Source organism: Corynebacterium doosanense CAU 212 = DSM 45436, assembly GCF_000767055.1.
Taxonomy (GTDB): domain Bacteria; phylum Actinomycetota; class Actinomycetes; order Mycobacteriales; family Mycobacteriaceae; genus Corynebacterium; species Corynebacterium doosanense.
Genome location: NZ_CP006764.1, coordinates 1,540,427 through 1,553,107, shown reverse-complemented (window position 1 = coordinate 1,553,107; position 12,681 = coordinate 1,540,427). Strand labels below are relative to the sequence as shown.

At 68.3% G+C, this 12,681-nt stretch carries 16 protein-coding genes; 13 read left to right on the top strand and 3 right to left on the bottom strand.

Annotated elements, in window-relative coordinates:
• Positions 1-143 precede the first annotated feature (143 nt).
• From ruvX to CDOO_RS07585, 12 genes are read left to right on the top strand one after another with little or no spacing between them, the layout of a single operon-like run.
• Entirely contained in the window at positions 144-713 is a 570-nt protein-coding gene (gene ruvX / locus CDOO_RS07640; RefSeq protein ID WP_026159327.1) for a Holliday junction resolvase RuvX, read from the top strand.
• A 6-nt stretch (positions 714-719) separates the two neighbouring features.
• Positions 720-1,919 (top strand): endolytic transglycosylase MltG, encoded by a 1,200-nt coding sequence (gene mltG, locus CDOO_RS07635; protein WP_038573369.1) that lies wholly within the window; start codon positions 720-722, stop codon positions 1,917-1,919.
• A gap of 8 nt (positions 1,920-1,927) precedes the next feature.
• Positions 1,928-2,758, top strand: a complete 831-nt coding sequence (locus tag CDOO_RS07630) for a shikimate dehydrogenase (RefSeq protein WP_018021748.1) — start codon at positions 1,928-1,930, stop codon at positions 2,756-2,758.
• 11 nt (positions 2,759-2,769) lie between these two features.
• The gene (locus CDOO_RS07625; RefSeq protein ID WP_018021747.1) at positions 2,770-3,192 is read left to right on the top strand and encodes a prepilin peptidase; all 423 of its coding nucleotides are present in this window, start codon (positions 2,770-2,772) and stop codon (positions 3,190-3,192) included.
• 51 nt (positions 3,193-3,243) lie between these two features.
• Complete coding sequence (aroC, locus tag CDOO_RS07620; protein ID WP_026159325.1) at positions 3,244-4,452, top strand: chorismate synthase; 1,209 nt, start codon at positions 3,244-3,246, stop codon at positions 4,450-4,452.
• 4 nt (positions 4,453-4,456) lie between these two features.
• A complete protein-coding gene (locus CDOO_RS07615; RefSeq protein WP_081610341.1) occupies positions 4,457-5,005 on the top strand; it encodes a shikimate kinase in 549 nt (182 codons plus the stop codon).
• A gap of 23 nt (positions 5,006-5,028) precedes the next feature.
• Positions 5,029-6,102, top strand: a complete 1,074-nt coding sequence (aroB, locus tag CDOO_RS07610; RefSeq protein WP_018021744.1) for a 3-dehydroquinate synthase — start codon at positions 5,029-5,031, stop codon at positions 6,100-6,102.
• Positions 6,103-6,117: 15 nt separating this feature from the next.
• Positions 6,118-6,552, top strand: a complete 435-nt coding sequence (aroQ, locus tag CDOO_RS07605) for a type II 3-dehydroquinate dehydratase (RefSeq protein WP_038573368.1) — start codon at positions 6,118-6,120, stop codon at positions 6,550-6,552.
• Positions 6,553-6,581: 29 nt separating this feature from the next.
• The gene (locus CDOO_RS07600) at positions 6,582-7,673 is read left to right on the top strand and encodes a M24 family metallopeptidase (RefSeq protein WP_018021742.1); all 1,092 of its coding nucleotides are present in this window, start codon (positions 6,582-6,584) and stop codon (positions 7,671-7,673) included.
• A 52-nt stretch (positions 7,674-7,725) separates the two neighbouring features.
• Entirely contained in the window at positions 7,726-8,289 is a 564-nt protein-coding gene (gene efp / locus CDOO_RS07595; protein WP_018021741.1) for an elongation factor P, read from the top strand.
• A 7-nt stretch (positions 8,290-8,296) separates the two neighbouring features.
• A complete protein-coding gene (gene nusB, locus CDOO_RS07590) occupies positions 8,297-8,782 on the top strand; it encodes a transcription antitermination factor NusB (RefSeq protein WP_018021740.1) in 486 nt (161 codons plus the stop codon).
• Between the two features lie 11 nt (positions 8,783-8,793).
• Positions 8,794-9,627: a PPK2 family polyphosphate kinase gene (locus CDOO_RS07585; RefSeq protein ID WP_018021739.1), complete on the top strand. Its 834-nt coding sequence runs from the start codon at positions 8,794-8,796 to the stop codon at positions 9,625-9,627.
• On the opposite strand, the gene CDOO_RS07580 is transcribed toward CDOO_RS07585, so the two are convergent.
• From CDOO_RS07580 to CDOO_RS07570, 3 genes are all read right to left on the bottom strand, one after another.
• The gene (locus CDOO_RS07580; RefSeq protein ID WP_018021738.1) at positions 9,614-10,036 is read right to left on the bottom strand and encodes a hypothetical protein; all 423 of its coding nucleotides are present in this window, start codon (positions 10,034-10,036) and stop codon (positions 9,614-9,616) included. The two genes, CDOO_RS07585 and CDOO_RS07580, sit on opposite strands and share 14 nt — an antisense overlap.
• On the bottom strand, positions 10,033-10,470 hold the full coding sequence (locus CDOO_RS07575) for a YbjN domain-containing protein (RefSeq protein WP_018021737.1): 438 nt from the start codon (positions 10,468-10,470) through the stop codon (positions 10,033-10,035). Before CDOO_RS07575 ends, CDOO_RS07580 begins: the two co-directional genes overlap by 4 nt.
• A gap of 212 nt (positions 10,471-10,682) precedes the next feature.
• Complete coding sequence (locus tag CDOO_RS07570; RefSeq protein WP_018021736.1) at positions 10,683-12,014, bottom strand: TIGR01777 family oxidoreductase; 1,332 nt, start codon at positions 12,012-12,014, stop codon at positions 10,683-10,685.
• Between the two features lie 96 nt (positions 12,015-12,110).
• On the opposite strand from CDOO_RS07570, the gene pyrR reads away from it, so the two are divergent.
• Positions 12,111-12,677 carry a bifunctional pyr operon transcriptional regulator/uracil phosphoribosyltransferase PyrR gene (gene pyrR, locus CDOO_RS07565; RefSeq protein WP_018021735.1) on the top strand — a complete coding sequence of 189 codons (567 nt, stop codon included), beginning with the start codon at positions 12,111-12,113 and terminating at the stop codon, positions 12,675-12,677.
• Positions 12,678-12,681: the final 4 nt, after the last annotated feature.

Here is a 12,681-nt window from a genome sequence, read left to right as displayed (position 1 = left end):
CCTACGGCAGGGTAAGGTAACGAACAGATTACGGACACGCCGCGGACAGTACGGAGAGCCCGCCGCCAGGCGGCTACATTGTGGCGTGCGCCGAATCATATGACCGTTGCACCCCCGTGAAGAAAGGCCGACCGTCCGTGAAGATCCCGATCCCCGATGCCCCCGGCGAGGACGACCCGGGCGCTGGTCGTCGCCTGGGCGTCGACGTCGGCACCGTGCGCATCGGGGTCGCCTCCTCCGACCGGGGAGCCGTCCTGGCCACCCCGGTAGAGACCATCCCGCGCAAGACGGGATTCACGGACCGGGACCAGGAGGACATCGACCGGCTGATCGAGCTGGTGGAGTCCTACGAGGCGGTCGAGGTCATCGTCGGCCTGCCCCGTGACCTCAAGGGCAACGGCTCCGCCAGCGTCAAACACGCCCGGGAGATCGCCTTCCGCATCAACCGCCGCCTGGTCAACCAGGGGCTGTCCATCCCCGTGCGCTTTGCCGACGAGCGGCTCACCACCGTCGCCGCCACGGCCGCGCTACGGGCCTCCGGAGTCTCGGAGAAGGCCGGCCGCGCCGTGATCGACCAGGCCGCGGCCGTCGAGATCCTGCAGTCCTGGCTCGATGCCCGGGCGGCGTACCTCCGCCGGGTCGAAGAATCCCGCGCCACCACGACCATCGACCACCCGACCGTCAGCAACGACCCGAACCACAGTGAGGTTTAGAACCACATGAGCAACTCGAGCCGGCCTCGCCCCGTCCGTCGTCAGATGGATCCGCTCTACGTCAGGCGCCGTCAGCGCGGCCTGGCCGTCCTCGTCGCCTCACTGGTGCTCATCATCGGCGCGATCGCCTGGATCGGTTACCAGCTGTCCTCCGGCTCCGCGGGCGGCGGGGTCGGTGACTACGAGGGCACCGGCAACGGCGTCGAGCAGCTCGTGGAGATCCCCGAAGGAGCCGCGCTGTCCCAGCTCGGCCCGGAGCTGGAGGAACGCGACATCGTCGCCTCCGACTCCGCCTTCCAGACCGCCGCGGCCAACAACCCCAACGCCGCCGCCGTGCAGCCGGGGTTCTACCGCCTGCAGGAGAAGATGAGCGCCACCGCCGCGGTGGAGGCGCTCACCAGCCCGGAGAACCAGGTTGAGCTGCTCGACGTCCACGGCGGAGCCACGCTGCTCGACGTCAAGGTCGTCGGCGGCGACACCCGCTTCGGCATCTACTCCCAGATCTCCCAGGTCTCCTGCCAGGACGGCCAGCAGGAGGGCTGCGTCTCCGTCGACCAGCTCCAGCAGGTCGCGGCGACCGTCGACCCGGTCGAGCTCGGTGCCCCGGAATGGGCCGTCGAGCAGATCCGCGAGCGCGGCAACGACGCCAAGCGCATCGAGGGCCTCATCGCCCCGGGCCAGTACGTCATCGACCCGAGCATGGACGCCCAGCAGATCCTCACCGACCTCATCAGCCGGAGCACCCGCAAGTACAACGACACCGGCATCGTCGACCGGGCCAGCGCCATCGGCCTGAGCCCCTACGAGCTGCTCACCGCGGCGTCCCTCGTCGAGCGCGAGGCACCGGCAGGCGAATTCGACAAGGTCGCCCGGGTCATCCTCAACCGCATCGCCGAGCCCATGCGCCTCGAGTTCGACTCCACCGTGAACTACGGCCTGGAGGACGTCGAGGTGGCCACCACCGACGAGGCCCGCGCGGCCGTGACGCCGTGGAACACCTACGCCATGGACGGCCTGCCGCAGACCCCCATCGCCTCGCCCAGCGATGAGGCCATCTCCGCGATGGAGAACCCGGCCGAGGGCAACTGGCTCTTCTTCGTCACCGTCGACCAGAACGGCACCACCGTCTTCAACGACACCTTCGAGGACCACCTCGCCGACGTGCAGCAGGCCATCGAGGGCGGCGTGCTGGACTCGAACCGCTAGCCGCCGACGTGGAGATCCGCCACCGCGCCGCCGTCCTCGGCTCACCCATCGAGCACTCCCGCTCGCCCGTGATGCACAACTCCGGGTACCGGGCGCTGGGCCTGGACGACTGGGAGTACTCCCGCATCGAGGTCGACGCGGCCGGCCTGGCCGCGACCGTCCGGGGGGCGGACCCGTCCTTCGTCGGTTTCTCCGTGACCATGCCGGGGAAGTTCGCGGCGCTGGAGCTCGCCGACGAGGTCTCCGAGCGCGCGCGCCTCATCGGCTCCGCCAACACCCTGGTGCGCCGCGGTGCGGGATGGTTCGCCGACAACACCGACGTCGACGGGGTCACCGGCGCACTCTCCGAGCTCTTCCGGGGCGACCTCTCCCGCGTCACCTCCGCCGTGATCATCGGCGCCGGCGGGACGGCCCGGCCCGCGCTGTGGGCCCTCGCCGACGCCGGGGTCACCGACATCACCGTGCTCAACCGCTCGGACCGCTCGGCGGAGCTCGGCGACCTCGTCGCTCACCGCGGGCTCAACGTCACCTACGTCGACTTCTCGGCCGACCTCCTCTCCCTGAGTAGGGCGAATGATCTCATCGTCTCCACCGTCCCCTCCGCCGGACTGGCCGGGCATGAATCGTCGCTCGGCCACGCGCCGATCCTCGACGTCATCTACGATCCCTGGCCCACGCCGCTGACCGTCAGCGCCGCCAGCAACGGTTATCCCACAGTGGGTGGACACGTGATGCTCGCGCACCAGGCTTATCCACAGTTCGAGCTTTTCACGGGCCGCGCCGCACCTTATCCACAGATGTGGGACGCCCTCCTCCTGTCCCTCGCGCAGGTGTCCTAGCGTCAGACCCCATGTGGGTCACCGTCTGTCTCTCCGCCCCGGTGCTGTGCTGCTGGGGTGCGTCCCTGATGCTTGTCGACGCCCGTTCCCACCGCCTTCCCGACCCCCTCACCCTGCCCGTCGCGGCCTCCGCGCTGGTCACTTCAGCGCTCCTCGCCCCCGGGGTGCTGCTCGCCGGGCTGCTCTGGCCGGCGCTCTACCTGGTGGTCGGTCTGCTCGTCGGCGGGGTCGGGGGAGGGGATATCAAACTGGCCGTCACGCTGGGCATTCTCGTGGCCGCGGCGGCGGGTGTGGCGGGCGTTCTCGCCGCCATCGGCCTGGCCGGGCTGGCCGGAGTGGTGGCAGGGGTCGTCGATAAGCAGCCCGCGACCGCGCACGGCCCACCGATGATCGTCGTGGCCGCCGTCGCGCTCGCGGTGGGTGTGGTGTGGTGACTAGACGAGGTCAATTCCGCAGCGTGGCGCGGGCCGTGGGATACTGGGGTAATGCTTCGTTGGACTACCGCAGGGGAATCACACGGCCAGGCCCTGGTGGCCATGATCGAACACATGCCCGCCGGCGTGCCCGTCGATGCCGGGGAGATCTCCCGGCAGCTCGCCCGCCGGCGCCTGGGCTACGGCCGCGGCGCACGCATGAAGTTCGAGGCCGACGAGTTGACCCTGCTTACGGGAGTGCGTCACGGGTTGACCATGGGCAGCCCCATCTCCATTCTCATCGGCAACTCGGAGTGGCCGAAGTGGACCACCATCATGTCGCCGGAGGCGGTGGACCTGGAGGATCCCGAGATCGCCCAGGCCATGAACTCCGGGCGCGGCGCCCAGCTCACCCGCCCGCGCCCCGGGCACGCCGACTTCGCCGGCATGGTGAAGTACGGCGTCGACGAGGCCCGGCCGATCCTCGAGCGCTCCTCCGCGCGCGAGACCGCCGCCCGGGTCGCCGCCGCCACCGTCGCGCGGTCCTTCCTGCGCGAGACCCTCGGCGTGGAGGTCATCTCCCACGTCATCTCCATCGGCGAGTCCGAGCCCTACACCGGCCCGGCACCCACGGCGGCCGACATCGACGCGATCGACGACAACCCCACCCGCGCTTTCGACGCCGCGGCGGGTGAGTCCATGGTCGCGGCCATCGACGCCGCGAAGAAGGCCGGTGACACCCTCGGCGGCATCGTCGAGGTCGTGGTCGAGGGCCTGCCCATCGGCCTGGGATCACACATCTCGGGCGACGACCGGTTGGACGCCCAGCTCGCCGCCGCGCTCATGGGCATCCAGGCCATCAAGGGCGTGCAGATCGGCGACGGCTTCGAGGAGGCCCGGCGCCGCGGCTCCGAGGCGCACGACGAGATGGTGCGCACCGAGGACGGCGTGGACCGGCTGAGCAACCGCGCCGGCGGCCTCGAGGGCGGCATGACCAACGGCCAGGTCCTGCGTGTGCGCGCGGCCATGAAACCCATCTCCACCGTGCCCCGGGCTCTGAAGACCGTGGACATGAAGGACGGTTCGGCTGCCACGGGTATCCACCAGCGCTCCGACGTGTGCGCGGTCCCCGCGGCGGGCGTGGTCGCCGAGGCGATGGTCGCGCTCGTGCTGGCCCGCGCCGTGCTGGAGAAGTTCGGCGGCGACTCGCTCGCGGAGACCCAGCGCAACATTGATTCGTATACTGCGTACGTGCGGCAGCGACTGCGCTTCGGAGAGTAGGGACATGCCCAACACAGAGGTAGAGACCGTGGCGAACATGTGTCCCACCACGCCCGTAATCGTGCTTGTCGGACCGCCCGGGGCGGGGAAGTCGTCGATCGGGCGCCGATTGGCGCGGGCCCTGAGCCTCACGCTGGTGGACTCCGACCACATCATCGAGCAGTCGCAGCAGAAGTCCTGCGGCCAGGTGTTCACTGAGCTCGGTGAGCCGGCGTTCCGTGCGCTGGAGGAGGAGGCGGTGGCCACCGCGCTGAAGTCGGGCGGGGTGGTCAGCCTCGGCGGCGGCGCCGTGCTCTCCGCGGCGACCCGCGCGCAGCTGCTCAACCACACCGTCGTGTGGATCGACGTCAGCGCCGAGGAGGGATTCCGGCGCACGCGCAATGAGGATTCCCGCCCGGTGCTGCAGGCGGAGGACCCGCGCGCGCACTACCGTCGCCTGCTGGAGAGCCGGGAGGACTACTACCGTGAGGTGTCTGACTACCGCGTGCGTAGCGACGAAAAGACGCCCCCCGGCCTGGTCGCCGAGATCCTCGGTTTCCTCGAGACCATCTGACACGTAAAGGAGCACCGAGAACCATGCAGACGATCACCGTCACCGGCCCGAATCCCTACGAAGTCACCATCGGCCACCGCCTCACCGGCTCGGTGGCCGCCAAGGTGCGCGCGCACGGCGCGGCGCAGGTGGCCATCATCCACCAGCCCACGCTGGCGGCCGTGGCCCGCGAACTGGCCGAGGAGATCGGCGCCTCGGGCACCACCGTGCACCTGCTGGCCACCCCGGACGCCGAGGACGGCAAGACCGTCGAGACCGCCACCCAGCTGTGGGATGCGCTCGGTGCGGAGGCGTTCGGTCGCCGAGACCTCATCATCGGCCTCGGCGGGGGAGCGGCCACCGATCTCGCGGGTTTTGTGGCCGCCACGTGGATGCGCGGGGTGGATGTCGTCCTCGTGCCCACCACGCTGCTGGCCATGGTCGACGCCGCGGTCGGCGGCAAGACCGGTTTCAACACCGCCGCGGGCAAGAACCTCGTCGGCGCCTTCCACGAACCCCACGCGGTGTTCATCGACCTCGACCGGCTCTACACCCTCGGTGAGGAGGACGTCAGCGCCGGCTCGGCGGAGATCATCAAGACCGGATTCATCGCCGACGAAGAAATCCTGCGTCACTACGAGGAGAACGTGCGCGAATGCCTCGAGCCCTCGGCGCGGATGGCGGAGCTCATCTACCGTTCCGTCGCCGTCAAGGCCCGCGTGGTCTCGGCCGACCTCAAGGAGGCCGGGGAGCGGGAGATTCTCAACTACGGCCACACCTTCGGTCACGCCGTCGAGCACTTCGAGAACTACCGCTGGCGCCACGGCAACGCCGTCGCCGTGGGCATGATGTTCATCGCGGAGCTCTCCCACGCCCGCGGGCTCATCGACGACGACCTGCTCGCCCGCCACCGCGCGGTGCTGGAGTCCGTGGGCCTGCCCACCACCTATGAGCCCGGCCGCTTCGACGACCTCTACCGGGTGATGACCCGGGACAAAAAGAACCGCGACGGCCGTCTCCGTTTCGTCGCCCTCGACGGCGAGGTCGGGCGCACCACCCGCATCCAGGGCCCGGGGCTCGACGAGCTGCGCGCCGCCTACGACCGCATCACTAGCTAAAGGAAGCCGCAGACAATGAGTACTACCGTGATGATCCTCAACGGCCCCAACCTCAACCGGCTGGGCAAACGCCAGCCGGAGGTCTACGGAACCGCCACGCTCGCCGACGTCGAGCAGGCGTGCGCCGCGCGCGCGGGCGAGCTCGGTCTCACCGTCGACTTCCGCCAGTCCAACCACGAGGGCGAACTCATCGACTCGGTCCACGAGGCCGCGGACCACGGCTGGCCGGTGATCATCAACCCCGGCGGCTTCACCCACACGTCAGTGGCGCTTCGCGACGCCCTCGCGGAGATCGCCGACGGCGACGGCTTCGTCGAGGTGCACCTGACCAACGTGCACGCCAGGGAGCCGTTCCGCCAGCACTCCTACCTCTCGCCGATCGCCCGCGGGGTCATCGCCGGCCTGGGTTCCTACGGTTACCTCGCGGCGCTGGGGTATTTCACGCCCTAGTGCCCGCCCCGGCTGGGTAGTGTGGGTGCATGGTATTCGCAGACAACCGCTTTGACACCCGCCGGCGTCAGCTGGCCACGGAGCTCGCCGCGCGGCGCCTGGACGCGATGCTGCTCACCGACCTCACCAACATCCGCTACCTCTCCGGGTTCTCCGGTTCGAACGCGGCCCTGCTGGTGGGCAGTGACCGCAGCGCACGCATCGCCACCGACGGCCGGTACACCACCCAGATCGCGGCCGAGGTCCCGGACATCGCCGCGCTCATCGACCGGCGCACCACCCTCGCCCTGCTCGAGGGCATCGACGAGTCTCGCCGGGTCGGCGTGGAGTCGGCGCACCTCAGCGTGGCGGCCTTCGAGAAGCTGCAGGGCTCCGTCCCCGAGGACATCACCCTCGTCCCGGTCTCCGGGTTGGTGGAGCCGCTGCGCCTGGTCAAGGACGGTGGTGAGCTGGCCGAGCTGGAATCCGTCGCCCAGCTCGCCACCGCAGCCTTCACCGAGCTGCTGGAGCAGGGCGGGGTCGCCGCCGGGCGCACCGAGCGCGACGTCGCCGCGGACCTGGAGTACCTCATGCGCCGCGCCGGATCGGAGCACACCAGCTTCGACACCATCGTCGCCTCCGGGCCCAACTCCGCGAAGCCGCACCACGGCGCGTCCGACCGGGTCATCGAGACCGGAGACCTGGTCACCATCGACTTCGGCGCGCACGTGCGCGGCTACAACTCCGACATGACCCGTACCCTCGTGGTCGGCGAGGTGGGGGAGTTCGAGCGCGAGATCTACGAGCTGGTGCTGCAGGCGCAGCTCGCCGGGGTGGAGGCCGCGACGGTGGGTACAGAGCTTGTCGACGTCGACGCGGCCTGCCGGGACATCATCGCCGCCGGCGGCTACGGCGAGTACTTCTCCCACTCCACCGGCCACGGCATCGGCCTGGACGTGCACGAGGGCCCGTACGCCGCGCAGTCCGGGACCGGCACACTCGCGGAGAACATGACGCTGACCATCGAGCCGGGAATCTACGTCCCCGGCCGGGGCGGGGTGCGGATCGAGGACACCCTCATCATCGGCGCGGGCGGCCCGAAGATCATCACCAATGCGGGGAAAGACCTGCTCGTGGTGTAGACTGACCACGTTTTATGCCCTGACCCAATCAGATTCACCCAGGAGACTATTCGTGGCATCCACCGCCGATTTCAAGAACGGCCTTGTGCTCAAGGTTGACGGCAAGCTCCAGCAGATCATCGAGTTTCAGCACGTCAAGCCCGGCAAGGGCCCGGCCTTCGTCCGCACCAAGCTCAAGGACGTCGTCTCCGGCAAGACCGTGGACAAGACCTGGAACGCCGGCGTCAAGGTCGAGACCGCGCAGGTGGACCGCCGCGACATGACCTACCTGTACAACGACGGCACCAACTACGTCGTCATGGATGACAGCTCCTTCGAGCAGTTTGAGCTCGACGAGTCCAAGTTCGGCGACGCCGCCAAGTTCCTCCTGGAGAACATGCGTGTGCAGGTCTCCTTCAACGAGGGTGAGGCGCTCTTCGCCGAGCTGCCCATCACCGTGGAGCTGGCCATCTCCCACACCGATCCGGGCCTGCAGGGCGACCGCTCCACCGGTGGCACGAAGCCCGCCACCCTGGAGACCGGTGCCGAGATCCAGGTCCCGCTGTTCATGGAGACCGGCAACGTTGTTCGCGTGGACACTCGCACGGGCGAGTACCAGTCCCGCGTGGCTCAGTAGTCCCACCTTGAGCAACACCGACATCAACTATCGCCGCCGCGGCTCCCGCTACCGGGCCCGCCGCCGCGCCGTGGACATCATCTTCGAGGCGGAGTTCCGCGACGTCGACCCGGTCTCCGTGGTCGAGCAGCGCGTCGCGCTCGCCGATGACCGCGACGCCGAGGTCGCGCCCGTCGCCGACTACACCCGGCAGCTGGTCACCGGCGTGGCGGAGCGTCTCGACGAGCTCGATGACACCATCTCGCGCTACCTCTCCGAGACGTGGCAGCTGCGCCGCCTCCCGGCCGTCGACCGAGCCGTGCTGCGCGTGCTGGCTTGGGAGATCGTGTTCAACGACGAGGTCGACGCGCCCGTCAGCGTGGTCGACGGCGTGGAGATCGCCAGCGAATACTCCACCGACGTCGCCGCCCCGTACATCCACGCCGTGCTCGACGACATCGCGCAGTCGATGTCCGCGGACAACCCGATGAACGTGGTTTCCGACGACGAGTAGGGTTTAGCGTCATGGGATTCAGCACCGACGACGCACTCGCCCCCAAAGTCTCCGAGGGTTTCCACCTGTCCGACCTGGACCCGGCCACCACGCCGGGTCTTTCGGCTGACGACAACCTGGACAAGGAGTTCGCTCAGCACGACGACGAACTCGGTGAGCTCCAGGAGAACCTCTTCGCCAGCAAGGCAGGATCCGTCCTCGTCATCCTGCAGGGCATGGATACCTCCGGCAAGGGCGGCATGATCGAGCGCCTGCTCAAACCGATGAGCCCGCTGGGCACCCGCGTGGTGGCCTTCGGCGCGCCGACGAAGGAGGAGCGCGAGCAGGACTTCCTCTGGCGCGTGCGCCCGCACCTGCCCAAGGCCGGAGAGATCGCCGTCTTCGACCGCTCGCACTACGAGGACGTACTCATCCAGAAGGTCGAGTCCATGGCGGATCCGGCGGAAATCGAGCGTAGATACGCCGCCATCAGCGACTTCGAGTCGGAGATCGCCGCGTCGGGGACAACCATCATCAAGGTGTTCCTGCACATCTCGCGCGAGTTCCAGTACGAGAACCTCGTGGAGCGGCTGACGAACCCCGAGAAGATGTGGAAGTACGACCCCGCCGACCTGGTCGCGCGCAGCAAGTGGGAGGAGTACATGACCGCCTACCAGATCGCCATGGAACGCACGTCGACTGATGACGCACCCTGGTACGTCATCCCCGGAGACGACAAGACCTACGCCCGCATGGTGGTCAAACACCTGCTGGTCGACGCGCTGCGCGATCTCGAACGTCCCTGGCCCGGGCTCGGCGAGGGTGTCGACGCCGACGAGGAGCTGGAGAAGCTCAAGAAGAGCTAGCGGCGAACTGCTCCGCCACGACCTGCAGGGTGTCCTGGATGTGCAGAACGCCGTCGACGGCCACCTCGAGCGCGGCGTCGAGCTGCGCGTCGCTCATGCCGGCGGCGGAGAAGATCTCGTGCTCCGTGCGGGCGATGAGGGTGTCGGCGTAGTCGAGGACGGCGGCCGAAGCCTCCATCTGGATGCTGTTGACGTGGTTGGCGGCCAGATACAGCGTGGCGTCGCCAGCCGAGGACGGAGTGTCCGAGAGCCTGTCGGCGCGGACGATGACCACCGAGCCGATGGCGGCGAAGGTGACGGGGAAGCCGTTGAGGTTGGCGGTCGCGGCGGGGGAGTTTTCCTCGGATTCGAGGGTCACGCAGAGGCGGGCCATCGCGTCGATGACTCGTGGCTGGTCCACGGGATTCATGACTGGTACCTCCAGGTAACGAGTTCGGGGAACTGCTGCTCGACGTAGGAGAACGCCGCGTCGATGGTCTCCAGGCAGGAGAGGACGAAGGCGCCGAGCTGGTCGTGGCTCAGGCCCTCGCTGACGTTGGCTTGGCGATACGCGCTGACCACGAGGTGCGAGCCCTCCTGCTCGAAGAAGCGCAGCGTCGGTGCGATCTGGTTCTGGTTCCACTGATTGAGCGCGTGCATGAGGCCAGCTCCGTCGCTGAGAGCCACCTGCCCGCGCCACAGTGAGTCGCAGACGAGGCGGTCGTTGTCGATGGTCAGCGCGATGGCGGAGTTGGAGTAGCCGGTGCGCAGGACCCGGCCCTCCTGCACGCACTCGATGCCCTCGGTAAGGAGGATCTCCTCGATGCGCTCGAGGGTGACCTCGGCGATGTCGTCGTTTTCCATGGTGCCTTTCCTCGGTCGGGGCAGTCTGATACTCACCCTATGCGGTCGCGGGTGGTTGGCCTCCCTCCCACGCGTTGGTCTTAACGGCGCGCCCTTAAGTCGTCGAGCTTTCGGAAGGTGTGCTCAAGACCGACTCCCGGGGCACCGGCCATCGAGTCCCAGGCCAGCCAGGCCAGCCAGGCCAGCCAGGCCAGCCAGGCCAGCCAGGCCAGCTAGGCCAGGGACTGGCCGCCCAACTCGTGCGCCAGTGCGCCTGCCAAATCGGGATAGCGGTAAAAGTGTCCACGGGCAGCCAGGGCCGTGTTCGACACCCGCTGGTCGGCGAGCGCCAGCTCCCGCGCGCCGTCGCGGCCGAGCAGCACGGCCGGGGCAAACTTGGGCAGCGGCACGAAAGCCGGGCGGTGCAGCTCCCGGCCCAGCGCCTTGACCAAGCCCCGGTTGCGCACCGGGTGTGGTGCGACGGCATTGACCGGGCCTGTCAGCCCGGAATCGACGACCGCCGTGGCATAGATGTCGGTGAGGTCATCGAGCGCGATCCAGGACATCCACATGCGGCCGTCCCCGAACGGACCGCCGAGCCCGGTAGATATAGCCGCAGACAGCAGCGGAAGCATCCCGCCTCCGCCGGACAGGACGATCCCCGTGCGCACCGTAACCACCCGCTTGCCGGCCCTTTCGGCAGGGGCGGTCGCGTTTTCCCAGTCGGTGACCACGTGGGCGAGAAAATCCTCGCCGGGTGCGGAGTCCTCGTCGAGCGGCTCGTCTCCGCGCTCGGCACCGTAGTAGCCGATGGCAGACGCACTGATCATGGCGCTCACCTGGGGACTCGAGGCCACGATCTCGGCCAGTCGCCGGGTCGGCCCGACTCGGGAGGCGTAGATCTTTGCTTTGTGGCTGTCGTTGAACCGGCCGAAGATCGGCTCGCCGGCGAGATGGACGAGGACGTCGACGCCGTGGAGAAGCTCCGGTGCAGGGCTGTTCATGTCCCAGTGCCGCTCGCCGTCTGAAGCCTCGCCCCGCACGAGCGGTATTATCGTGTGCCCCGCGACGGTGAGCAGCGCCCACAGCGCCGAGCCGACGGTGCCCGACGAGCCCGTCATGGCGATGGTCAGGGGAGTGGAGGATTGACGGGCGAGGAACGCCAGGTCCTGCTCGAGCTGGTGCTGCCGGTAGGCGAAGGCTGGGCGGAGCAGCCGCTCGGGGATGCGCGTGGACACCTCGTCGGTGATTCGTGTGCCTCCCGAAGGATCATCCGAGAAGTTGTGGGTGTGTGTCCATTGAGTGATCTGCCTCAGCGGGGAATTTACGCAGATATCCCGGAATGAGGACCCCTCGACATAACCCTCTGGGAGGTGCTGCGCGTTCCACCGCAGCCCGCCGGGAAGAGAAAACACCGTCATCCCACCGCGCAGGCTGTTTGCCTCGGTAACCGGGCGCATCGGCAGGAACCCAGGGGTCAGGCGGGTGACCGCTCCGGAACGAGTGTGGTAGTTCCAGACGAGGTCGCGAGGAAAATTGATGAGCTGATCCGCAGTGAACGACATAGCCCCACACTACGTAAGCAGACGTGCTATATTCTTCGGGACTTCGATTCACCATCCTTTAACGGACCGCACAGTGAGGCGGGAAAGGAGGCCACGATGAGTGAAGCACCAGCGCATCCGACGGAACTGCTCAGTTCCGACGACGTCGCACGCACGGTCGCACGCATCGCGCACCAGATCATCGAGAACACTGCGCTCGACTCGGAAGAGGCGCCGATTGTAGTTCTCCTGGGCATCCCCTCGGGCGGTGTCCCGCTGGCGGAGATGCTCGCGGCCCGGATCGAGGAATTCTCCGGCCAAACCATCCCCACAGGTTCGCTGGACATCACGCTCTACCGCGATGACCTGCGCAGCAAGCCACACCGCGCCCTCTTGCCCACCCGCATTCCGGCCGGCGGCGTCGACGGGGCGGTGGTCGTGCTTGTCGACGACGTCCTGTTTTCCGGCCGCACCATCCGCGCGGCGTTCGACGCTCTCGCCGACCTGGGACGCCCCGCGAAGATCCAGCTCGCTGTCCTCGTCGACCGCGGCCACCGGGAGCTGCCGATCCGCGCCGACTATGTGGGCAAGAATATTCCCACGGCCCGCGCGGAGGACGTGCGGGTGTACTTCGAAGCCATAGATGGCCGCGACGGCGTCGAACTCGTCCGGGCGGAAGGATAAATGC

What these genes read in the sequence shown, in the direction of transcription:
- mltG (WP_038573369.1), top strand. Translation starts at nt 720, where the DNA reads ATGAGCAACTCGAGCCGGCCTCGCCCCGTCCGTCGTCAGATGGATCCG.
- CDOO_RS07625 (WP_018021747.1), top strand. Translation starts at nt 2,770, where the DNA reads ATGTGGGTCACCGTCTGTCTCTCCGCCCCGGTGCTGTGCTGCTGGGGT.
- aroC (WP_026159325.1), top strand. Translation starts at nt 3,244, where the DNA reads ATGCTTCGTTGGACTACCGCAGGGGAATCACACGGCCAGGCCCTGGTG.
- CDOO_RS07615 (WP_081610341.1), top strand. Translation starts at nt 4,457, where the DNA reads ATGCCCAACACAGAGGTAGAGACCGTGGCGAACATGTGTCCCACCACG.
- aroB (WP_018021744.1), top strand. Translation starts at nt 5,029, where the DNA reads ATGCAGACGATCACCGTCACCGGCCCGAATCCCTACGAAGTCACCATC.
- aroQ (WP_038573368.1), top strand. Translation starts at nt 6,118, where the DNA reads ATGAGTACTACCGTGATGATCCTCAACGGCCCCAACCTCAACCGGCTG.
- CDOO_RS07600 (WP_018021742.1), top strand. Translation starts at nt 6,582, where the DNA reads ATGGTATTCGCAGACAACCGCTTTGACACCCGCCGGCGTCAGCTGGCC.
- CDOO_RS07585 (WP_018021739.1), top strand. Translation starts at nt 8,794, where the DNA reads ATGGGATTCAGCACCGACGACGCACTCGCCCCCAAAGTCTCCGAGGGT.
- CDOO_RS07580 (WP_018021738.1), bottom strand. Translation starts at nt 10,036, where the DNA reads ATGAATCCCGTGGACCAGCCACGAGTCATCGACGCGATGGCCCGCCTC.
- CDOO_RS07575 (WP_018021737.1), bottom strand. Translation starts at nt 10,470, where the DNA reads ATGGAAAACGACGACATCGCCGAGGTCACCCTCGAGCGCATCGAGGAG.
- CDOO_RS07570 (WP_018021736.1), bottom strand. Translation starts at nt 12,014, where the DNA reads ATGTCGTTCACTGCGGATCAGCTCATCAATTTTCCTCGCGACCTCGTC.
- pyrR (WP_018021735.1), top strand. Translation starts at nt 12,111, where the DNA reads ATGAGTGAAGCACCAGCGCATCCGACGGAACTGCTCAGTTCCGACGAC.